General features: G+C 70.3%; 19 protein-coding genes. 11 read left to right on the forward strand and 8 right to left on the reverse strand.

The window, feature by feature from the left end; all coding sequences use genetic code 11:
- The first annotated feature begins 190 nt into the window (after positions 1-190).
- Genes QSK18_RS19555 through QSK18_RS19565 form a run of 3 tightly spaced genes read left to right on the forward strand, consistent with a single transcriptional unit; the run spans position 191 to position 2,836 of the window.
- The gene (locus QSK18_RS19555; RefSeq protein ID WP_285621429.1) at positions 191-910 is read left to right on the forward strand and encodes a GntR family transcriptional regulator; all 720 of its coding nucleotides are present in this window, start codon (positions 191-193) and stop codon (positions 908-910) included.
- On the forward strand, positions 907-1,923 hold the full coding sequence (locus QSK18_RS19560; protein ID WP_285621432.1) for an LLM class flavin-dependent oxidoreductase: 1,017 nt from the start codon (positions 907-909) through the stop codon (positions 1,921-1,923). Before QSK18_RS19555 ends, QSK18_RS19560 begins: the two co-directional genes overlap by 4 nt.
- 49 nt (positions 1,924-1,972) lie before the next feature.
- A complete protein-coding gene (locus QSK18_RS19565; protein WP_285621435.1) occupies positions 1,973-2,836 on the forward strand; it encodes a sulfurtransferase in 864 nt (287 codons plus the stop codon).
- A 48-nt stretch (positions 2,837-2,884) separates the two neighbouring features.
- Here the strand turns inward: QSK18_RS19565 and QSK18_RS19570 are convergent, their stop codons facing one another.
- On the reverse strand, positions 2,885-4,252 hold the full coding sequence (locus QSK18_RS19570; RefSeq protein WP_232809557.1) for an LLM class flavin-dependent oxidoreductase: 1,368 nt from the start codon (positions 4,250-4,252) through the stop codon (positions 2,885-2,887).
- A 165-nt stretch (positions 4,253-4,417) separates the two neighbouring features.
- On the opposite strand from QSK18_RS19570, the gene QSK18_RS19575 reads away from it, so the two are divergent.
- The 3 genes from QSK18_RS19575 to QSK18_RS19585 are packed head-to-tail and all read left to right on the forward strand — an operon-like array spanning position 4,418 to position 7,117.
- Complete coding sequence (locus QSK18_RS19575) at positions 4,418-5,425, forward strand: MetQ/NlpA family ABC transporter substrate-binding protein (protein WP_285621439.1); 1,008 nt, start codon at positions 4,418-4,420, stop codon at positions 5,423-5,425.
- Between the two features lie 22 nt (positions 5,426-5,447).
- Complete coding sequence (locus QSK18_RS19580) at positions 5,448-6,467, forward strand: methionine ABC transporter ATP-binding protein (RefSeq protein ID WP_232809555.1); 1,020 nt, start codon at positions 5,448-5,450, stop codon at positions 6,465-6,467.
- Positions 6,464-7,117 (forward strand): methionine ABC transporter permease, encoded by a 654-nt coding sequence (locus QSK18_RS19585; RefSeq protein ID WP_285621443.1) that lies wholly within the window; start codon positions 6,464-6,466, stop codon positions 7,115-7,117. The genes QSK18_RS19580 and QSK18_RS19585 overlap by 4 nt, the downstream gene beginning before the upstream one ends.
- Here QSK18_RS19585 and QSK18_RS19590 read toward each other — a convergent pair.
- From QSK18_RS19590 to QSK18_RS19620, 7 genes are all read right to left on the reverse strand, one after another.
- Positions 7,114-7,992, reverse strand: coding sequence for a hypothetical protein (locus QSK18_RS19590; RefSeq protein WP_285621446.1), 879 nt, complete (start codon positions 7,990-7,992; stop codon positions 7,114-7,116). The two genes, QSK18_RS19585 and QSK18_RS19590, sit on opposite strands and share 4 nt — an antisense overlap.
- A 119-nt stretch (positions 7,993-8,111) precedes the next feature.
- Complete coding sequence (locus QSK18_RS19595; protein WP_285621449.1) at positions 8,112-9,281, reverse strand: phosphotransferase; 1,170 nt, start codon at positions 9,279-9,281, stop codon at positions 8,112-8,114.
- The gene (locus QSK18_RS19600) at positions 9,274-11,061 is read right to left on the reverse strand and encodes an ABC transporter ATP-binding protein (RefSeq protein WP_285621451.1); all 1,788 of its coding nucleotides are present in this window, start codon (positions 11,059-11,061) and stop codon (positions 9,274-9,276) included. Before QSK18_RS19600 ends, QSK18_RS19595 begins: the two co-directional genes overlap by 8 nt.
- Positions 11,048-12,202: a glycosyltransferase family 4 protein gene (locus QSK18_RS19605; protein WP_285621452.1), complete on the reverse strand. Its 1,155-nt coding sequence runs from the start codon at positions 12,200-12,202 to the stop codon at positions 11,048-11,050. Before QSK18_RS19605 ends, QSK18_RS19600 begins: the two co-directional genes overlap by 14 nt.
- Complete coding sequence (locus QSK18_RS19610; protein ID WP_285621463.1) at positions 12,202-13,425, reverse strand: glycosyltransferase; 1,224 nt, start codon at positions 13,423-13,425, stop codon at positions 12,202-12,204. The genes QSK18_RS19605 and QSK18_RS19610 overlap by 1 nt, the downstream gene beginning before the upstream one ends.
- Positions 13,412-14,641 carry a glycosyltransferase family protein gene (locus tag QSK18_RS19615; protein WP_285621466.1) on the reverse strand — a complete coding sequence of 410 codons (1,230 nt, stop codon included), beginning with the start codon at positions 14,639-14,641 and terminating at the stop codon, positions 13,412-13,414. The genes QSK18_RS19610 and QSK18_RS19615 overlap by 14 nt, the downstream gene beginning before the upstream one ends.
- A 72-nt stretch (positions 14,642-14,713) precedes the next feature.
- The gene (locus QSK18_RS19620) at positions 14,714-15,379 is read right to left on the reverse strand and encodes a TetR/AcrR family transcriptional regulator (protein WP_285621469.1); all 666 of its coding nucleotides are present in this window, start codon (positions 15,377-15,379) and stop codon (positions 14,714-14,716) included.
- 99 nt (positions 15,380-15,478) lie between these two features.
- Here QSK18_RS19620 and QSK18_RS19625 point away from each other — a divergent pair, with 99 nt between their 5' ends.
- The 5 genes from QSK18_RS19625 (at position 15,479) to QSK18_RS19645 (ending at position 20,493) form a co-directional block, all read left to right on the forward strand.
- Entirely contained in the window at positions 15,479-16,381 is a 903-nt protein-coding gene (locus tag QSK18_RS19625; protein WP_285621472.1) for an SDR family NAD(P)-dependent oxidoreductase, read from the forward strand.
- A gap of 104 nt (positions 16,382-16,485) precedes the next feature.
- The gene (locus tag QSK18_RS19630; RefSeq protein ID WP_285621475.1) at positions 16,486-16,698 is read left to right on the forward strand and encodes a DUF397 domain-containing protein; all 213 of its coding nucleotides are present in this window, start codon (positions 16,486-16,488) and stop codon (positions 16,696-16,698) included.
- 42 nt (positions 16,699-16,740) lie between these two features.
- The gene (locus QSK18_RS19635; protein WP_232809550.1) at positions 16,741-17,301 is read left to right on the forward strand and encodes a hypothetical protein; all 561 of its coding nucleotides are present in this window, start codon (positions 16,741-16,743) and stop codon (positions 17,299-17,301) included.
- 129 nt (positions 17,302-17,430) lie between these two features.
- The gene (locus tag QSK18_RS19640; protein WP_232809549.1) at positions 17,431-18,252 is read left to right on the forward strand and encodes an SAM-dependent methyltransferase; all 822 of its coding nucleotides are present in this window, start codon (positions 17,431-17,433) and stop codon (positions 18,250-18,252) included.
- A gap of 24 nt (positions 18,253-18,276) precedes the next feature.
- A complete protein-coding gene (locus QSK18_RS19645; RefSeq protein ID WP_232809548.1) occupies positions 18,277-20,493 on the forward strand; it encodes a putative bifunctional diguanylate cyclase/phosphodiesterase in 2,217 nt (738 codons plus the stop codon).
- Positions 20,494-20,503 lie beyond the last annotated feature (10 nt).

Genomic DNA, 20,503 nt, shown 5'->3' on the forward strand with positions numbered 1-20,503 from the left:
CCTGGTGTCAGGACCGCTCCTGACCTGCGACGACCTCCGCGCCGAGGATGCCGCCTCCGAATACTGAATCAATCCTGTCGAGAATGTCAACAAGTTCGCATGCCCATGTATACACAGGTATGCTCGGCCCGTTCCCGACCGTCCGCCCGCTCTGGCCCGCCTGCTGACCAGCCGCCGAGGAGTGCGCCTCATGCCCGCCCGAACCGCCCCCGCCAAGGCCTCCCCGGCTGCCGACGAGGGCCACGCCCCGGCCCCGGGCACGCTGTTCGAACAGGTCCGGTCGGACATCCTGGCCGGGGAGTTCGGGGCCACCGCGTTGCTGCAGGAGGTGCCCCTGGCCGAGCGCTACAAGGTCTCGCGCACCCCGGTGCGGGAGGCGCTGGCCCGGCTCGAGCACGAGGGCCTGGTCGAGAAGGCCGGCCGGGGCTACCGGGTGCGCTCGGGCACCCCGGAAGACGTGCTCGAGGTGTACGAGGCCCGGATCGTGCTCGAGGGGCAGGCCGCCGCGGGGGCGGCCGAGCGCCGGGGCGAGCTCGACCTGGCCCGCCTCGACCACCTGCACGCCGCCGTGCTGGCCGCGCACACCGAACTGGCGGCGCACGAGCCGGCCGGACAAGAGGCGGCCGACGCCGAGCGCAGCACCCACTCCGCCTGGCACGCCACCATCTGGCGGGCCTCGCACAACCGCACCATCGAGACCCTGCTGCAGCGCCTCACCGCCCAGCTGCGCATCTACGACCGCGGCACCCGCGAGACCGCACCCGACCTGGAACAGACCCGGGACGAGCACGAGCGCATCCTGGCCGCGATCCGCGACCGGCGCCCGGAGGACGCCCGGGCCGCGATGATCGAGCACCTGACCCGGGCCCGCGAGGTACGCCTGCACCGCTTCGGAAGTGAGACCCGTTGACCAGCAACATCTCCGGCCTCAGCGCCGGGCTCGTCCTGCCCGTGCGTCACCGCCCCACCAACTACGGCCACGACGTCATCCTGCGCCTGGCCGAGTACGCCGACGCCCGCCCCGAGTGGGACACCCTGTGGGTGGCCGACTCGATCATGGCCCTGCCCTTCCTGGACTCGGGCGTGCTGCTGGCCGCGCTCGCCGCCCGCACCCGGCGGGCCCGGCTGGGCGTGGGCTGCATGGCCTCGCTGGGGTTCCGGCACCCGGTCACCGTGGCCCGGCAGTGGGCCGACCTGGACGCGCTCTCGCAGGGCCGGATGCTGCTGGCCGCCTGCCCGGGCAACGGCACCGGCAAGGCGGTCGAGAACGAACTGCGCACGTTCGGCCTGGACTACCCCGAGAAGGTGGCCCGGTTCGAGGAGGCGGTCGCCTTCCTGCGGGAGGTCAGCAACGGCGCCACGTCTTTCCACGGCACCTTCACCCAGGTCGACGATCTCGACCTGGGCCCCGGCTTCGTGCAGCGGCCACTGCCGATCTGGGTGGCGGCCAACCCCTCCCCCACCGCCGGGCCGGTCACGCTCGACCGGCTGCTCGGCCGGGTGGCCCGCCTGGGCGAGGGCTGGATGACGTTCAACGTGACGCCGGAACAGTTGCGCCGGCGGGTGGATCGGCTCTACGAACTCCGGGCGCAGCTGCGCCCGGAGGCCACCGGCCCGCTGGAGATCTGCGTCTTCCTCAACACCAACGTCGGTCTCGACCAGCAGGCCGTGCGGGCCGACGCCCGCGAGCGCTGGTTCCAGAGCGCCCCGCGCGGGGTGAGCGTCGACGACCTGGGCGACATCGCCGCGATCGGCTCGCCCGAGCAGGCCGCCGACCTGGCCGGGCGGTTCGCCGAAGCCGGGGCCACGCACCTGGCCATCGAGCCGCTCAGCACCGACGTGCCGGCCCAGGTGGAGTCGCTCACCGAACTCCTGCTGCCGCGGCTGGATCTGCGCACCCCGCACGCGCCGTCCGCAGCCTGAAACCTCCACCGGAATAACGGAACACCGGAACACCTGAAAGGCCGCCGACGTGCCCGAACCCCTCCTGCCCCCGCTGGCGTCGCCGCCCCAGGTGCACGCAGTTCTCGGCGACCCCCGCCTGCGCATCCTCGACGCCACCACCTATCTCGACCGGCCGCCCGGCGGCGGGCCGTACCAGGTGCGCTCCGGTCGTGACGAGTACGAGCAGGAACACCTCCCCGGAGCCGGGTACGCCGACATCGGTGGGAATCTGTCGGTAGCCGACACCCCCCGTCCATTTGTTCTGCCCGAACCCACCCACCTGGCAACCGCTCTGGGCGCCAGCGGCATCGGCGACGACACGCACGTGGTCGTCTACGCCCGCAACTCACCGATGTGGGCCACCCGCCTGTGGTGGCTGCTGCACTATCTCGGGCACGACAGCGTCTCGGTGCTCGACGGCGGGCTCCCCGGCTGGAAAGCGGCCGGGCTGCCGCTGGAATCCGGCCCGGTGCACCTGCCCGCCGCCACGCTGACCGCCCGCCCGCGGCCCGAGCTCGTGGTCACCCTCGAGGACGTGCTGGCCCGGGTCGAAGCCGGCCAGGGAGCACAGCTGGTGAATGCCCTGTCGCCCCAGGTCTTCCGTGGTGAAGGCACCACGTCCTACAGCCGCCCGGGGCGCATTCCGGACAGCGTGAACCTGCCCTGGACCGATCTGGTCGACCCGCAGACCCTGCGCTGGCGTGAGGCCTCCGAGCGCGCCCAGGCCCTGGAGCAGTACGACGCCGAGACGTCCGTCGCCTACTGCGGCGGCGGGATCTCGGCCACCACCGTCGTGTTCAGCTGGTTCCTGGCCGGGCACGACGTGCCGCTCTACGACGGTTCCCTGGCCGAGTGGTCGGCCCGGCCCGAACTGCCCCTGCAGACCGGCTGACCGACTGCACCGGGCCCCGCAGAACGGGGCCCGGTGAGCAGACCGGTCTCAGCGGCGGTAGGCCGCGGCCGGGTGGTCGTCGGCGACCCGGGCCAGTCCCTTGCCGCGGAAGTACTCGCGCAGTGTGTCGCCCTCGTACTCGTCCCAGACCCGGCCCCGGCGGCGCAGTTCCGGCACCACCAGGTCGACGAACTCGCGGTGCCCGGCCGGCGGGATCGGGTCGGCCAGGTTGAAGCCGTCGATCCCGGCGGTCTCCATCCAGGCCTCCATCTGGTCGGCCACCGAGCCGGGCGAGCCGACGAACAGCGGCCCGCCGCCGCCCACCCCGACGAACTCGGCCAGAGAGCGGGGTGTCCAGGTGCGGTCCGGGTCCATCCGGGTGAACACGTCGACCAGGCCCCGGATCCCCTCGGTCTCGGAGTGCTCCAGCGGCACGTCCGGGTCCAGGACGGACAGGTCGATGTGCAGCAGCGCGCTCCAGCGGGCCAGGGAGCCCTCCAGCGAGGCGTAGCGCTGCAGGCCGGCCAGCCGCTCCCGGGCGTCCTCGTCGGTGGCCCCGGTGACCACGGTGGCGATCGCGAAGATCTTCAGCGACTGCGGGTCGCGGCCCTGCGCGGCGGCCTCGGCCCGGAATCGCCGGGCCAGGTCGCGGGCCATCTCGGCCTTGTAGGTGCTGAGGAACACACCTTCGGCGTGCTTGCCGGCGAAAGAACTTCCGGCCGGTGAGCTTCCGGCCTGGAAGATCACCGGGGTGCGCTGCACCGAGGGCTCGGCCAGGGCGATCCCGGGCACCCGGAAGTACCTGCCCTCGTGCCCGACGGCGTGCACCTTGGCCGGGTCGGCGAACACGCCCGCCTCCACGTCGTGCACCACCGCGCCGTCCTCCCAGCTGCCCTCCCACAGCTTGTAGGCCACGTCCATGAACTCGTCGGCGATCAGATACCGCTCGTCGTGCGGGATCTGCTGGTCCAGGCCGAGGTTGCGGGCCGCGGAGTCGAGCGCCGAGGTGACCACGTTCCAGCCGATCCGGCCGTCGGTCAGGTGGTCCAGGCTGGTCATCGTGCGGGCCAGCGCGTAGGGCTGGGCGTAGGTGGTGGACACCGTGACGGCGAAGCCGATCCGGCGGGTGGCGGCCGCCATCGCCGGGATCAGCAGCAGCGGGTCGCCCGAGGGGGTCTGGGCGCCGTCCCGCAGGGCCGCGTCCACTTTGCCCTGATAGACCTCCAACGGCCCCAGGACGTCGGCGATGAACAGCGAGTCGAAACCGCCGCGTTCGAGGATCTGGGCGGTCTCCACCCAGTGGCGGATCGTGCGGTACTCGTGGGCCCGGGAGTCCGGGTGCCGCCACAGACCCATCGCCGTGTGCCCAACCGTGTTCTGCCGCAAGCCGTTCAGGCGCATGCGTGGGGTGCTCATGCGGGCAGCCTAATTCGCCGCCGGGCCGGCTCGTCCACCCGGGAACGTGTTGCTCGTCTCGGACGCGTGCCCTCCGCCGCTTTTTATACTAGTTTTATAGACAAGCCCGTCAGGGCCGACCGACGTCCCCCTGCCCACCCGTCGAAAACCCGCGAGGACCCGTTCATGTCCGCTCCCACTCCCCCCAGCGACTCCAGCGACTCCAGCGACTCCAGCGACGCCAACAGCGCACCCCAGCTGCCCGCCAAGCAGGGCAACACCCGTCGCAACGCGATCATCGCCGGTGCCGCGGCCGCGGTCGTCGCCATCGCCGGCATCACCTATGCCGTCACCTCCGGCGGTGACGACGAGGAGGCCTCGGCGTCCGCGGGCGGGGCGGCCCCCCAGACGGTGAAGATCGGCGTGGCCGACGCCGCCCAGCCGTACTGGAAGACGTACACCGACCTGGTCAAGAAGGAACTGAACGTCACGGTCGAGCTGGTCAACTTCGGCGACTACAGCCAGCCCAACCCGGCCCTGAAGCAGGGCGAGGTCGACCTCAACCAGTTCCAGCACATCCAGTACCTGGCCGACTACAACGTCTCCAGCAACGACACGATCCAGCCGATCGGCGCCACCGCGGTCTACCCGCTGCCGCTGTACTCCAGCGAGTACAAGTCGGTCGAGGAGATCCCGAAGGACGCCGAGATCGCGATCCCCAACGACACGATCAACGAGGCGCGCGGTCTGCTCGTGCTGCAGGCGGCCGGCCTGCTCACCCTCAAGGACGGCGGCGGCGCCTTCTCCAGCGTCGAGGACATCGAGAGCACCAAGGTCAAGGTCACCCCGCTGGACGCCTCGCAGACCGCCGGTGCGGTCAAGAGCGGCTCGGTGGCCGGTGCGATCGTGAACAAGAACTTCGCCACCGACGCGGGCCTGAAGACCGAGGAGGCGCTGTTCCAGGACGACCCGGCCAGCGAGGCGGCCGCCCCCTACGTCAACATCTTCGCCGCCCGCGCCGAGGACAAGGACAACGAGACGTACCTGAAGCTCGCCGAGCTGTACCACGACCCGGCGGTCGAGGCCGGCGTGCAGGAGTCCAACGGTGGCACCGCGGTGTTCCGCACCACCCCGGCCGCCGAGCTCCAGGAAGTGCTCAAGACCGTCGAGGAACAGGCCCGTGCCGCCAAGTGAGGTTCATGTCCGCCTCGAGGGTGTGACGAAGACCTTCCCCGGTAAGCGTCGCCAGGACCCCGCGCAGGAGGTCCTGCGCGGGGTCGACCTCGAGGTCGCCAAGGGTGAGATCTTCGGCATCATCGGCCAGTCCGGGGCGGGCAAGAGCACCCTGGTCCGGCTGATCAACGGCCTGGAGCCGGTCACCTCGGGCCGGCTCACGGTGGGTGGCCGCACGGTCAGCGGCCTGCGCGAGAGCGAACTGCGGGAGGTCCGCCGCGACATCGGCATGATCTTCCAGCAGTTCAACCTGTTCCGCTCGCGCACGGTGGCCGGCAACGTGGCCTACCCGCTCAAGGTGGCCGGTGTGCCCAAGGCCGAGCGCGACGCCAAGGTGGCCAAGCTGCTCGACTTCGTGGGCCTGCTGGCGCGCGCCCACGACCACCCGGAGCAGCTGTCCGGCGGGCAGCAGCAGCGCGTCGGCATCGCCCGGGCCCTGGCCACCGATCCCTCGCTGCTGCTGGCCGACGAGGCCACCAGCGCGCTGGACCCGGAGACCACCCAGGACGTGCTGAACCTGCTGCGCCAGGTGAACCGCGAGCTGGGGATCACGATCGTGATCATCACCCACGAGATGGACGTGATCCGCAGCATCGCCGACCGGGTGGCGGTGATCGACAGGGGCCTGGTGATCGAGAGCGGCTCGGCCTACGACATCTTCAACGACCCGAAGACGCCGGAGGCCGCGCGGTTCGTCAGCAGCACGCTGCGCGACCGGCCCTCGCCCGACACCCTGCGCCGGCTGCGGGCCTCGCACCCGGGCCGGCTGGTCACCGTCCGGGTGCAGGACCGGCCCGGTTTCCAGACCACGCTGTCCTCGGCGTTCCTGGAACGGGACGTCAGCGCGCAGATCGTGTTCGGCGGGATCAGCGAACTGCAGGAGCGCCCGGTGGGCAGCCTGACCTTCGCGCTCAGCGGGGCCGACGCCTCGGTCGACGCCGCCCTGAGCGCGCTGAAGGCCGACGACTTCGTGATCGACGAGCACGAGGAGGCCGCCGCGTGAGCGAGTACAACTGGGAGGTCTTCCAGACCGCCATCGGCCAGACCTTCTTCATCGTCTCGATCTCGGTGATCGTCGGTGGTCTGCTCGGTCTGGCGCTGGGTCTGGTGCTCTACGCCACCCGGCCGGGCAACCTGATGGCCAACCGCCCGGTGTTCATCCTGCTGAACATCGCGGTGAACATCGTGCGGCCGATCCCGTTCGTGATCTTCCTGGTGGCGATCCAGCCGCTGATGCTGGCGTCGATCGGCACCACGATCGGCACCAACGCGGTCACGTTCGCGCTGTCGCTGTCGGCGGCCTTCGCGGTCAGCCGGATCGTGGAGCAGAACCTGCTCACGGTGAACCCGGGCGTGATCGAGGCGGCCCGGGCCGCCGGGGCGCGGCCGATCAGCATCCTGCTGACCGTGCTGGTGCCCGAGGCGCTGGGCCCGCTGATCCTGGGCTACACGTTCATCTTCGTGGCCATCGTGGACATGTCGGCCCAGGCCGGACTGTTCGGCGGTGGCGGCATCGGTGACTTCGCGATCACCTACGGCTCCCAGCGTTACGACTGGCCGGTCGTGTACATCAGCGTGGCCGTGATGATCCTGATCGTGCAGGCCGGACAGTTCCTCGGGAACTTCCTGGCCCGTAAGGCGCTGCGGCGCTAGAACAGAGGGTCACTCAACAGCAGTGACGCGGCTTCGGGCCGGTCGGCCGGACGGAAAGCATAGACGGCCGCCAGCCGGAGCCGCGTCAGCTGCGCATAAGTGCCCATACGGGACAGTGTTTCCACCGACGGCGCGTACGCCTCGAGAACAGCCTGGCTCAGCGCCGGCACGGCCTCCGCCGAGGCAAGCCCCTGCCGCGCCCGTAGTTCCAGGTGCACGAGCAGGTTGGCCAGATCGAGCGCAGCCTCTCCCCCAGCCAGCAGGTCCAGATCGAGAAGCCCGACATCAGAGGACGTTTGTGGCAGCACGATCTGTTTGTCATGCAGATCTCGGTGCAAGGGGACGCCGACGGTCACCTTCGGCGCGACAGCTGGGTTCCCGGGGCGGGGCAGTTCGGTTCCGGTGAGGCGTTCGGCGAGTTCGATCCAGCGCAGGGTCACGTCCAGTTCGGCCGCAAGATCGTGGTGCGGCAGAGCACCGACACTCGACCCGCGGTGAAGACTTCGAACAGCCAGACCCACCCGCGCTCCGGCCTGAGCCAGTTCCGCTGTCGACCGGGGCTCCTTCAGCCACTCGTGCAAGGTGGCCCCCGGAAGCGCGCCGAGCGTGACGGTCTGATCGGTGCAACCCAGGACCGGCGGCACGACAACGCCCGGCCACTGCGCCACCTGGGTCAGCGTCTCGGCGATACCCCGAGCCTTGCCCACCGGCAGAACCTTGGTGAAGCGCCCGGAATGCCGCACCACCGCTCGCCGCCCGGCCCGGTGTGCCACCACCTCTCCCCCGTCCCGCACCAGCGCCGCCAGAGCAGGCAGCCTCTCGTCCTGCCCGTACGGAAACACCTGCAGCTTCTCCCCTGTCCAGCGGCCGGCCACCTCGACGCCGGAGTCCGTGCGCAGGGTGAGCAGCAGTCGCCCGTCCCGTCGGGGCGTGGCCCGCAGGAGTTCCAGTCCGAGGCCCTCCGCTTCTCTGACTGCCTGCTCCAAGGCGGAAGTCACAGCCCCTGCCCCATCTCTTCGGCCAGTTCCACAGCCCGGGTCAACCTCTGGGGCCAGTCTGGCTCGCAGGCGCGGAAGGCGTCCGTCGAGCGCACCAGCAGGTGATAGAGCGTCCAGGCCTGCACCGCCCACGGATCCACCGCCGACCCGTAACCCGCCACCACCTCGTCCAGCACCTCGAAGCCCGAAAGCCCCTGCAGAAGGCCGGAGGCACCCAGGCATCCGAAGTCCTCGGCCGGATCACCCGTGCGAACCCGGTCCAGGTCGATCAGATTCAGCGAACCGTCCGGCCCCAGCACGATCTGGTCGGCCGACAGATCGCCGTGCAGCGTCGCCGAACCCTTGCGCCCGGCCAGGCTCCTGACGCTGACCCGGCCCACCGCGTCCAGCCGCCCGGCCAGCGACGGCATCAACCAGGACGCCAGCCGCAACGTCTCACGCAAGTCCTCGATCCGCTGCCCCACCGACAGACCTCCGACCCCGGTCCCCGAACCGTGCAACTCGGCCAAGGCCTCACCCAAAGCACGGTATTCGCCGACCGAAGCCGGTAGAGACAGCGGCGCTCCGGGCACCCACTCGAACCCGGCCACACCCAACGCTTCGTCGACACCCCGCAGGACTGGCACCGGAGCACCAGTGCCGGCCAGCGTCCGGGCCGCCGCCACGAACCGCGGCAGTTCCGGCGGAGGGTAGACCCTGAGCAACGCCATCGGCTCGCCCGCACAGGCCACCGAGCCCACCCACCGGCGCCGGGGCTTGTACGACAGCGCCTTCAGCGTCACCGGCCCCGGCTTCAGCACCACCCAGTCCGGCAACCAGCCACTCTCGAGCGCTCGCAGGCCGGGCAGATGACGGTCCGCGGCCGGCATGCTCAGCACCAGCCGGTGTGCGTGATCCACGTACAGGATGCTGCCCTCGGGGGCCTTGCGGCAGAGCTTCTCCAGCTTCGGCCGCCCCGGCTCCGCCCAGTGCCACACCACCAGCTCTTCGTTCCCGGCGCTGACCGTGACCACCATGGCCGTGCCCGGCTTGTACCGCAGGTATTTCCGCCGCACCGCCGACGCACCGACGGCCGAGTCCAGCCACGCCGACAGCGCCGTATCGTCCAGCAGCAGAGCCAGTTCGGGAAGTTCCGGGTCTCTGAGGGCGAGATCGAGCTCAGACATCGACGTCCTCTTCCTGGCCGGAGCGCCGGCTCGCACGATAGATGTCGATGATCGCGTCGGGCGTGCCGTCGTCCACAACGGATCCGTTCTGCAGCCACACCACCCGGTCGCAGTCGGCCGTGGCCGCCAGGTCGTGGGTGATGACGATGGTGGTGCGGCCCGCCGTCAGGCGGTTCAGGGCGGCCACCACCTCCAGTTCGGTGCCTTCGTCCAGACCGCTCATCGCCTCGTCCAGCACCACGATCGGGGCATTGCGCAGAGCCGCCCGGGCGATCGAGATGCGCTGACGCTGCCCGCCCGACAAGGTGGCGCCCCGCTCACCGACCACGGTGTCGTAGCCCTGGGGAAGCGCCGCCACGAAGTCGTGGGCACCGGCGGTACGGGCGGCCTGCTCGATCTCCTCGTCGGTGGCCCCCGGACGTCCGTACTCGATGTTCTCCCGGATCGTGGTGGCGAAAAGCGTTGCCTCCTGAAGCACCACGGCCACCTGGGAACGCACCGACTGCAGGGTGAGCTCCCGGATGTCGTTGCCGTCGAACAGCACGCGCCCCTCGTCCGGGTCACGCAACCTCGACAGCAGGCTGGTGATGCTCGACTTCCCGGCACCGGAAGGACCGACCAGCGCGATCCGCTGCCCGGCCGGCACGTGCAGGTTCAGATGACGCAGCACCGGCCGCCCGTCGCCGTAGGTCAGCAGCACCTCCTCGAAGCGCACGTCACCGCGGAACGGCCGGGCCCGCCGGGCGTCCGGGCGATCACGCACCTCCGGGACCTCCTCCAGCAGGTCGACCAGGCGCTCGCCGGAGGCCGAGGCCTGGGCGATCCGGCCGGTGTACTTGGCCAGGTCACGCATCGGCTTCAGGGCGGCCTTCAGGTAGGTCAGGAAGACCACCAGCTCGCCGATCGTCAGGGCGCCGTCGAGCACCCGGCGGGCACCGATGTAGAGCACCAGAGCGGTGGCGATGCCGACCAGCACATCGGTGGTGCGCTCCAGCCCGGCCGACAGCTTCTTGGCCTCCACACCGTCTTTCAGGGTCTTGACGTTCGAGGAGACGAAGGACCGCTGCAGCCGCTCGGCCAGCGAGTAGCTGTGCACCAGCCGGATCGCCCCCAGGCTCTCGGTGGCCAGACTGGCCAGCTGCCCCTCGGCCGCCCGCTGCTTCTTCGAGACCCCCTTGATCCGGCGGCTGTTGTACCGCCCGCTCAGCGCGAACACCGGCACCACGCTGAGCATGACCAGCGCCAGCTGCCAGTCCAGCCAGGCCACCACCAGCACCATCCCGGCCATGGTGACCAGGTTCCCGATCAGCGGCAGGGCGGCGGTCACCGCCACCTCGCGCAGCCGGCCCACGTCCGAGGTGATCCGGGTGACCAGGTCACCGGTACGCGCAGAGTCGTGGAACGACAGCGAGAGCCGCTGCAGGTGACCGAAAGCCTGTGCCCGCAGCCGGGTCAGCAGGCGGCTGCCGACCAGCGCGAAGCACAACGTGGTCAGATACGCGCCCAGCGCCCGCAGACCCACGATCACCAGGAGGGCGAGCGCCGAGAGCAGGATGACGGTCTCCACCCCCAGCCCGCCCGGCTGCTGCCCGGCGCTGCCCCCGGTGGCCGCCACCACCGAATCGATCACGAACTTCATCGGCCACGGCTCGAGCAGACGCATCAGCACCTCGAACAACAGCGCCGCGAAACCGCCGACGATCAGCGGGCGCTCGGGAGCCAGATGCGGTCGCACGTGCCGGAGGATCCGGCCGGTGGAGGTGCCCTCAGATTTGGACATCGACCCTGCCCAGTCCGACGATCCGGTCCACAACCGCAGCCCAGTCGTGCTGCAGCGCAGTCTCCCGCGCCACCCGCGACATCTCGGCCCGCCTGCGCGGATCCACCCGAAGGCCGTCGATGGCCTCGGCCAGGTCGTCGGCTTCCCCCGGCGTCACCAGAATTCCGCTACCGGACAGCAGTTCCGGCAGGCTGCCGATCCGGCTGGCCACCACCGGAAGCCCGGCCGCGAGATATTCGTAGACCTTCAGCGGAGAGAAGTAGAAGTTCACACCGGCCGGGTAGGGCGCACATGCCACGTCCATGCGCTGCAACAGTTCCGGGACGGCACTCTCGGCCACTGCGCCGGTGAACTCGACGTTGGCGGTGATGCCGAGGTGATCGGTCAGAGCCTGAAGACGTTTGTGCTGGGGCCCGTCGCCCACCACCAGCAGGCGGTGGGCCGGGTTACGTTGCACCAGCTGCGCCATGGCCTGGATCAGCACGTCCACGCCGTGCCAGGGCTTGAGGGTTCCGACGAACCCGGTGGTGAAAGATTCGGATTCGCGGGGACTGCCGGGGTGGATACGCCGGGTGTCCACGCCGTTGGGCACGGTGTGCACCCGCGCCGGATCGTCGGTCAGAGCAGAGGCCCAGGACCGCACCGGGTCACTCACGCAGATCACCGTTCCCGCGGCCGAGATCGCCGACCTGGCCACCTCCGTCGCCCCGGCCACGTCGTGCAGGTCGCGGTAGGTGCTGGCCTCGGCCGGCAGGGGCGCGTTGACCTCCAGGATGCTGGGTACCCCCGCCTCGGCCGCCCAGGCCGTGGCCGTGCGCCCCCACAGTGAATACCGCTCGTAGACCAGGTCGACCGGCGCGTCGGCCTGGATGCGGGTGAGCACCGGCGCGACAGCCGCATCGCCGGCCTGAGCTGCCGCCTCTCGTGGTCCTGACATCCGGGGCAGCTCATGCACAGTCAGACCGGCCTTGATCAGACCCGCAGCGGCTCCGGGCGAGCCCTCTCCCCGACGGGCACAGATCAGGTGCACCTCACACCCACGCCGCAGCAACTCCCCCAGCACCGCGCGCACGTGCAGCGAGGCCCCCTTGGTGCCGAACACCGGAATGCCCGGATCGGAGCAGACGTAGACCACCCGCATCACGCCACCGCCCGCTCGATCAGGCCGAGCAACTGCGCGGCGTTGCGCCGGGCATCGAACTGCCGCTCCACCAGGGCCCTCCCAGAGGCGACCAAGCGAGCCGTCTGGTGGCGATCGTCCATGATTTCGCAGACCGCCCGGGCGATGGCCGGAGCATCACCCTCGGGCACCAGAAGCCCCGTCTCGCCCGGGATCACTGCCTCGGGAATGCCGGTGACCGGCGTCGAGATGCAGGGCGTTCCGGTGGCCAGGCCCTCCAGCAGCACGGTGGGCAGGCCGTCGCGATTGCCGTCCGAACCCACCAGGCACGGCGCCACCAGAGCGGTGGCACCGGCCAGCTCGGCCAGCATGCGGCCCTGGGGCAGCGCGCCGAGGAAGTTCACGTGCTCCTGCAGCCCCAGATCGAGAGCCTGCTGCCGCAGGGCCGCTTCTTCTGCCCCGGCCCCGATCACCTTCACGGGGATCTCGTTGCCCTGCTTGTGCAGGATCGCCACGGCCTCCAGCAGATGCCGGAATCCCTTCTTCTCCACCAGTCGCCCGACCGCCACGAGGTAGGGCGCGGCCGGTTGTTCGGGCGCGAACGGGATGCGATCCAGATCGAGGCCGTTGTACAGCCGCACCACCCGGTCGGCGGCCGAGCCGTACCGTGCCCGCAGGTAGTTGACGTTGTAATCGCTGACCGTGACGGTGAAGTCGGCTTCCTGCAACTTCACCCGCAGGTCGGCCACGTCCACCTCTTCGTGGAAAATGTCCTTGGCGTGCGCGGTGAAACTGAACCCAATGCCGTTGAGCCGGGCGGCGAGCCGGGCAACAGTGGTGGCGACCGAACCGAAGTGTGCGTGCAGATGCTCGATCCCCTGCTGTCGGCAGGCCCAGGCCAACTCGACCGCCGCAACCGCCTCGTCCGCCTCGGCCGCCAGGAGCAGGGGCAGGTGCTGCGCCAGACCCGGCAGCCCGTCGGCGCGCTGCCGCAGCAGAGCCCACGCCTCAGACGCCTTCAGCCGGTGCGGCAGGTAGGTCACCGGCGCTCGGAGCTGGGCCAGCGACTCGTGGAACCGGCCGTCCACCGGCATTCTCAGGGAGAACACCGAGAGGTCGGCGCCGAGGCGTTCCAGCGCGAGCATCTCGGTCAGCACGAAGGTCTCGCTGAACCGAGGATACATCTTGAGCACGTAGCCAATGCGCGGAGAGCTCTTGGCGAGCGGGAGTTCAGGCGATGACATCGGCGTATTCCTTACTGTTGCGCGTCGGGGCGATGCTCAGAAGTTCGGCCGCCAGCTGCGGTACCCGCTGCAGGCCCTGCAGATCCAGTTCGTGGCGGGCGGTGCCTCGGCGCACGGCTTCGCGGGTCCAGGCCCCCAGAGAGGTGGGGCTCAACTGTTCCGGCAGCAGGCAGTCCAGCTGGGTGCGGGCGGCCATGGCCTCGGCCCGGATGGCCTGCTCCTGGCGCGGGCGGACACGGGGCACGATCAGTCCGGGGCGGCCCGCGGCCAGCACCTCGCACACGCTGTTGTAGCCGCCCATGGTCACGACCGCGCCGGCCGCGGTGATCAGCGGCGCGGTGTCCGGCACGAAGCCCAGCACCGTCAGATCCTCACGCTGCTGCAGGCCCGCGCGCACCTCGTCGGGCATGTAGGGGCCGGCCACGAGGATTCCGTGATGCCCTTCAGGTAGGGGCGCTTCGACGAAGTTCTGCGCCAGCTGGCGGCCGTCCTGTCCCCCACCCACGAGACACAGCACGTAAGGACGACGGGTGGCGCTGAATTCGGTCAGCGCCGGGTTCGGCCGTCCTCGGCCCTCGGCGAGATATCCGGTGAAACGGACAGCGTCGAGAACATCTTGGGGCAACGACAGTCCGGCGGTCGGGTCGTGAACGGCTTGATCGCCGTAGACCCACACCTGGTCGTAGTACTGGCGCAACGTGGGCACCGTACGTCCGCGAATCCATTCCCGACGCACGGACCTCGGGGTGTCAAGAACATCGCGCAGCCCCAGAACCAGGCGCGTCCGGCGTCCGGTGGCGGCTCCCCGGGTGGCGCGAGCGACCGACAGGGCGTGGTCCAGCTCGCCCCGCAGCCCTCGCGCCTCCTTGTCCACGATCATCAGATCCGGCCGGAAGGTGGCCACGGCCGAGGCCACCAGCGCTCCCCGCAGCTGCAGGATCTCTTCCAGCGACACGTCCAGGGTCGCGGCCGAGTACTCCCCGCGTACGTTCTTGCTCACGGGCGGAAGAACGACCAGGTCAGTGTGGTCTGGCCGGGGCAGGCTCCCCGCTTCCGGCGCACCGGTGACGACCAGCACGTCGGTCTGTTGCGGCGCCGCCTCGACGAGGGCCCTGGCGATCTCCAGGTTGCGGCGCACGTGGCCCAGGCCCTGGGTGTCGTGGGAGTAGAGCAGAACCCTGGTGCGCCTGCTCGGGCAACCCGGTGTGGTCGGCATGTGAACACGATCGGTCCCGCGACTTGACCGATCATGAGCCGGTCATGACAGCGTTCTCATCCGGAGCCAGGCTCAGGCCCGCGGCAGCACTCCGACGAGCGCCGAGGTGAAGGTGAACCGCAGGGCGTCCTGCAGGTTCAGGTTGAACCGGCCCAGATCCGGTTCCTGCGCATAGACCGCGAGCAGGTTGGGCGGCGGTGGGACGTACGTCGCCAGGGCGCCCGCCGAGATCAGGCTCATCAGGCAGAACAGCTGCGCGTCGTCGCCGAGTTCGGGCAGGTACCGGTTCAGGAGTTCGGCCATGTCGGTGACCCGGCCCAGGGAGGAGCGCTTGTGCCGCCTGAGCACCTCGGGCGAGACGTTGTGCTCCAGAACGCCGCCCTGCGCCCCTGCGAGGTCGCACAGCACTTCCTGGCCCGCCAGGGACCGGCTGAGGATCTCGGCCAGTTGCCGGGCCCGGGCCTCCAGGGACGCGTCCGGCTCGATGCCGGCCTCCAGCTCCTGGGCCAGCTCCCCGAGCCAGACCCCGGTGAAGTGGTCCAGCAGCTCGAGCAGCACCGCCTCGCGTGACTCGAAGTACCGCAGGACGTTCGACTTGGCCAGGCCCACCCGACGACTGAGCTCGTTGAGAGTCAGCTCGGCGACCGGCATCTCGCCGAGCATGGCGACCGCCGTGTCCAGAATCGCCCGCCGCCGGATCTGCCGCTGCTCCTCGCTGCGCGCCCGCTGGAATGTCACATCGCCAGCCTAACTTAAAGACCGACGGTCCTTTGACATCAGACCGGCGGTACCTTAAGTTCGTCACGTAACAGACCGACGGTTTCTTAGGAGCGAGTCATGAGCACTTCGTGGACCCAGCAGGACATCCCCGACCAGCGCGGCCGGACGGCGGTCGTCACCGGAGCCAATACCGGGCTGGGCTTCGAGACCGCCCGCATGCTGGCCGAACGGGGCGCCTCGGTCGTCCTGGCCGTGCGCAACGTCGAGAAGGGCCGGCAGGCGGCCGCCTGGATCAGCGGCGACGTCACGGTGCAGGCGCTCGACCTCACCTCCCTGGAATCGGTGCGGTCGGCGGCGGCCGAGCTCCGGGCCACCCATCCCCGCATCGACCTTCTGATCAACAACGCCGGCGTCATGCACACCCCGAGGCAGACCACCGCCGACGGCTTCGAGCTGCAGTTCGGCACCAACCACCTCGGCCACTTCGCCCTGACCGGGCTGCTGCTGGACCGGCTCCTGCCGGTCCCCGGCTCCCGGGTGGTCACGGTCAGCAGCACCGGCCACCGCATCCAGGCCGCCATCCACTTCGACGACCTGCAGTGGGAGCGCTCGTACAGCCGCGTCGGCGCCTACGGCCAGGCCAAGCTCGCCAACCTGATGTTCACCTACGAACTGCAGCGCCGGCTCGCTCACCACGGCACGACGATCGCGGTGGCCGCGCACCCCGGCGTCGCCAACACCGAACTGGCCCGCAGCATCCCCGCCGCCATCCGGGGCCCCCTCAACCTGCTGGCCCCCCTGCTGACCCAGAAGCCCGAGATGGGCGCCCTGCCCACGCTGCGGGCCGCCACCGATCCGGCCGTCACCGGTGGTCAGTACTACGGCCCCGGCGGCCGGCGCGAGATCCGGGGCTACCCCGAGCTCGTCACCTCCAGCCCCGAATCGCACGACCAGGCCACCCAGCAGCGCCTGTGGACCGTCTCCGAGGAACTCACCGGAGTGACGTTCCCGCTGACGTGACTTCTCTGCCCTTAGGGGCAGATTCGGTGGTCTCCGCCCGCCGGGCACGGCCTCGCCCGCACCATCAGATCACCGTCGAAGGCGACGTCCGCAAGGAGTGACCGATGGTGAGCGAGACCCCCTGGATCAAGGCGAGCGCCTCCAACCCGAACGGCGCCTGTGTGCAGATGCGCCAGCAGGCCGGGTTCCCCGAAGTTCGTGACTCCAAGCATCCCGAGGGTGCCGTTCTCAGGCTCTCCCCTGACGGCGCCGCCGCGTGGCTGCAGGGGGCGCGCAACGGCGAGTTCGATCACCTCGGCTCGGCCCTCCGGTCCTGACCAGGTCCGGCGGCTGTCAGCAAAGCACTACGCTGTGCCGCCATGCCGACGCCGAGCCTGGCCTGGATCGACCACCAGTACGACCGGGAGCACGGCGAGCGCTACGCCGCGCACGTGCGGGCGCTCGAGGCCGTGTTCTCGGAGCACTGGGGCGACATCTCCCCGGTCGGTTTCGCCTGCACCGCCTGGCAACTGGCCACGTTGCCCTACCTCGACCCGGGGTATGTGCGTTTCCATCGGCGGGTGCTCGACGTGGCCTGCGAGCGCAACACCTGGGACGGATCGCTGACCGCCCGCGTACAGCTGGTCTCCGGCCTTCCCCAGTCGCTGGCCCGGACCCAGGTCTGGGGGCAGGACCGGGGCTGGCAGGGGTGGCCGGCCGTTCTCGGGCAGTACCTCACGCCTTCTCCGGAAGAGATGAGCAGGTTCCCCTACGTGCGTCCTCTGCTCCTCATCGACGCCCCGATCCCCCTGACCGACCTGCCACCCGCTCCCGAGGCCCCCGGACCCGACCTGCCCGGCCTGGCCATGCGGGCCGTGAGTGTCCTGGTACGGGAACTGAACGACCTGCTCGGGCCCATGCTGGCCGAGCTCGACACCTGAGAGGCGCCCACTGCGCCCGTTTGGAGAACTAACTGCCACTTAACGGTGTTCTGGTACCGTCCGGTAGCGAATGCGCTTCGGTCCCGCCCGGACGTCGGGCGGGCCCTCCGGTCGCGGTAGCCAGAGCTGATGGGTGGTCCGACTTTGACGAATCCGCAGTGGGTGGGCGAGGACATCGACCTCAGCCGTCCCAGCGTCTCCCGGGTCTACGACTACTACCTCGGCGGGTTCCACAACTTCGGCCCGGACCGGGAGATGGCCGAGAAGGCCATCGCCGGGTGGCCCGACCTCCCGCTGATCATGAAGGCGAACCGGGCGTTCCTGCGGCGCGGCGTGACCTACCTGATCGAGCAGGGGGTGCGGCAGTTCCTGGACATCGGCTCGGGCATCCCCACCGTGGGCAACGTGCACCAGGTGGCGCAGGACCTCGCCCCCGACGCCAAGGTCGTCTACGTCGACAACGACCCGGTGGCGGTGGCCCACAGCCGCTCGCTGCTGGAGGGCAACACCAACGCCGCCGTCCTGGCCGGTGACTTCACCAAGCCCGGCGAACTGCTGGACGAGGTGAACGGGCTGGGTCTGCTCGACCCCACCCAGCCGACCGCGGTACTGCTGTGCGCCCTGCTGCACTTCGTGCCGGACGAGGCCAAGCCGGCCGAGCTGATCGCGACCTACCGCGACTGGAGCGCCTCGGGCAGCTACCTGCTGATCTGCCACGCCACCGACGAGCTGCACCCGAGCGAGCAGACCGAGGGTATGCGCGATCTGTACAAGAAGGCCACCAGCACGATGAATTACCGCGGTCGCGGTGAGGTCGAGGCGTTCTTCGCCGGCTACGAACTGGTCGAGCCCGGCGTGACCCTACTGGCCCTCTGGCACCCGGAGGAGGAGATCTCGGCCAAGGATGCCGAGCGGTTCCCGGGCTGGGCCGGAGTGGGCCGCAAGCCCTGACCGGCTGAGCGTGCAGACGGCCTGATGACCCAGAAGAAGCTCATCGCGGGCTGGGAGCAGGCCCTGCGCGAGGCCGGCGACCCGCTGGCCAGTGAGCAGGAGTTCGCGCACCTGGCCGAGCGGCTGACCATGGTGACGATGGCGGGCCTGACGCCCTCGGCCGATGCCCAGGCCGCGGGGCGTCGGCTCGGCCGGATGCTCGCCGACGCCCACCTCACGGCGCCCAAGGCGATCGGCGAGGCGCTGATGGTGCTGGCCCGCTACGCGCCCGACGTCGGCGACGTGCACCGCGAGCAGCAGCTCGTGCGGATGCAGGGCGGACTGGCCACCGGGCACGCGGCCGCCGTGCAGCAGCGGCTGCTGACCCAGCAGGAGTCGATCCACCAGGCCTCCTCGGCCGCCCGCGACGAGGTGGCCAGGGCGCTGTCGGAGTCGGAGGCGCGCTGGCGCCGGCTGGTCGACCAGGCCCCGGTGGGCATCGCCGTCGGCGACATCGAGGGCAACGTCATCGAGGTGAACGCCTCCCTGCAGAACATGTTCGGCCTCACGGTGGACGAGATGCGGGCCATGAAGATCCAGGAGTACATCCACCCCGAGGACGGAGCGGCGGTCTGGCAGCAGTACGCCGACACCGCCTCCGGGGTGCTGGAGGAGTTCAAGGCCGAGAAGCGCTTCGTGCGCAAGGACGGCGAGGGGATCTGGACCAACCTCAGCGTCAGCCTGATCCGCGACTCCGACGACAACCCGGCCTTCATGGTGGCGGTGGTCGAGGACATCACCGACCGCCGCCTGCTGCAGGAACGGCTGCAGCACGAGGCCACCCACGACCCCCTCACCGGTCTGCCCAACCGGGTGCTGTTCCTGCAGCACCTCGACCGGGCGGTGGCCGACCCGGGCCCCGACGAGCGGGTCGCCGTGCTGTTCATCGACCTGGACGGCTTCAAGTTCGTCAACGACTCCCGCGGGCACATCGTCGGCGACCGGGTGCTGATCGCGGTGGCCGAGCGGCTCTCCGAGGCCGCCCTGCCCTCCGGCGCGTTCGTCGCCCGGCTGGCCGGGGACGAGTTCGTGGCCCTGCTCACCGGCTGCTCGCGGGACGTGGCGCCGATGCAGGTGGCCGAGGACCTCCTGGCCGCCCTGAAGCAGCCGCTGAAGGTCACCGGGCAGCTGCCGGTGCAGGTGGGCGCCAGTGTCGGGGTGGTGGAACTGGCTGCGGCCGGGGCGAACTCGGCCGAGATCATGCAGGCGGCCGACCTGGCCCTGCACGCGGCCAAGGAGGCCGGCAAGGGGCGGGTGGTGGAGCACGACCCGCAGCGTAAGGCCGGTCAGCTGACCCGCTTCCAGGTCGCCATGCAGCTGCCGGGTCTGGTCGAGCGCGGTGAGCTGGCCCTGGTGTACCAGCCGCTGATCCGCCTCAGCGACGGCGACCTGCACAGCGTCGAGGCCCTGCTGCGCTGGAAACACCCGACCATGGGCTCGCTCTCACCGGACATGTTCATCCGGATCGCCGAGGAGAACGCCGCGATCCTGCCGATCGGGCGCTGGGTGATGGACCGGGCCTGCGCCGATCTGGCGGTGAGTGACTGGCCCGCGGTGAACATCAACGTCAGTGTGCGGCAGCTGTACTCGCCGCAACTGCTGGACGACGTGCGGCGCACCCTGGACCAGGCCCAGCTGGAGCCCTCGCGGCTGCGGGTGGAGATCACCGAGAGCGTGGTGATGAACCTGGACGACCCGGAGCCGGTGGCGGTGCTGGACTCGCTGATCGACATGGGCGTGCGCCTGGTGATGGACGACTTCGGCACCGGCTACAGCAACCTGGCCGCGCTGCGCCGGCTGCCCTGGCACGAGCTCAAGCTGGCCGGGACGTTCCTGCAGAGCACCAAGTCAGGACGTCCGTGGTCGCCGATCGACCAGCAGATCCTCAGGACGCTGGTCGACCTCGCCCACAGCCTGGACCTCCTGGTGACCGCCGAGGGGGTGGAGACGGCCGAGCAGGACGCCCAGATCCGCGAGATCGGCTGCGACGTGGCCCAGGGCTGGTTCTACGCCACCCCGGAACCCCTGCACCCGTCCTCCGAGGTGACCGCCCCGCGAACCACCCGGCCGGCTCCGAACCAGGGCGACCCGTCCCCGGTCAAGGACCCGACCACCTCCCCGACCCCGGTGATCGGCAAACCCAGCCAGCCCCGCAGGCCCGCCGACACCGCGCCGATGAACACCATTCAGGTGCGCCGCTGACTCTCCGGAT

Origin of the sequence: Kineosporia sp. NBRC 101677 (assembly GCF_030269265.1) — a bacterium.
GTDB classification, from domain to species: domain Bacteria; phylum Actinomycetota; class Actinomycetes; order Actinomycetales; family Kineosporiaceae; genus Kineosporia; species Kineosporia rhizophila.

Excerpts from the sequence above, each read along its gene's own strand:
- QSK18_RS19615 (WP_285621466.1), bottom strand. The coding sequence starts at position 14,641 with ATGCCGACCACACCGGGTTGCCCGAGCAGGCGCACCAGGGTTCTGCTC.
- QSK18_RS19640 (WP_232809549.1), top strand. The coding sequence starts at position 17,431 with ATGGGTGGTCCGACTTTGACGAATCCGCAGTGGGTGGGCGAGGACATC.
- QSK18_RS19605 (WP_285621452.1), bottom strand. The coding sequence starts at position 12,202 with ATGCGGGTGGTCTACGTCTGCTCCGATCCGGGCATTCCGGTGTTCGGC.
- QSK18_RS19630 (WP_285621475.1), top strand. The coding sequence starts at position 16,486 with ATGGTGAGCGAGACCCCCTGGATCAAGGCGAGCGCCTCCAACCCGAAC.
- QSK18_RS19575 (WP_285621439.1), top strand. The coding sequence starts at position 4,418 with ATGTCCGCTCCCACTCCCCCCAGCGACTCCAGCGACTCCAGCGACTCC.
- QSK18_RS19625 (WP_285621472.1), top strand. The coding sequence starts at position 15,479 with ATGAGCACTTCGTGGACCCAGCAGGACATCCCCGACCAGCGCGGCCGG.
- QSK18_RS19610 (WP_285621463.1), bottom strand. The coding sequence starts at position 13,425 with ATGTCATCGCCTGAACTCCCGCTCGCCAAGAGCTCTCCGCGCATTGGC.
- QSK18_RS19635 (WP_232809550.1), top strand. The coding sequence starts at position 16,741 with ATGCCGACGCCGAGCCTGGCCTGGATCGACCACCAGTACGACCGGGAG.
- QSK18_RS19595 (WP_285621449.1), bottom strand. The coding sequence starts at position 9,281 with ATGTCTGAGCTCGATCTCGCCCTCAGAGACCCGGAACTTCCCGAACTG.
- QSK18_RS19570 (WP_232809557.1), bottom strand. The coding sequence starts at position 4,252 with ATGAGCACCCCACGCATGCGCCTGAACGGCTTGCGGCAGAACACGGTT.
- QSK18_RS19645 (WP_232809548.1), top strand. The coding sequence starts at position 18,277 with ATGACCCAGAAGAAGCTCATCGCGGGCTGGGAGCAGGCCCTGCGCGAG.
- QSK18_RS19600 (WP_285621451.1), bottom strand. The coding sequence starts at position 11,061 with ATGTCCAAATCTGAGGGCACCTCCACCGGCCGGATCCTCCGGCACGTG.
- QSK18_RS19555 (WP_285621429.1), top strand. The coding sequence starts at position 191 with ATGCCCGCCCGAACCGCCCCCGCCAAGGCCTCCCCGGCTGCCGACGAG.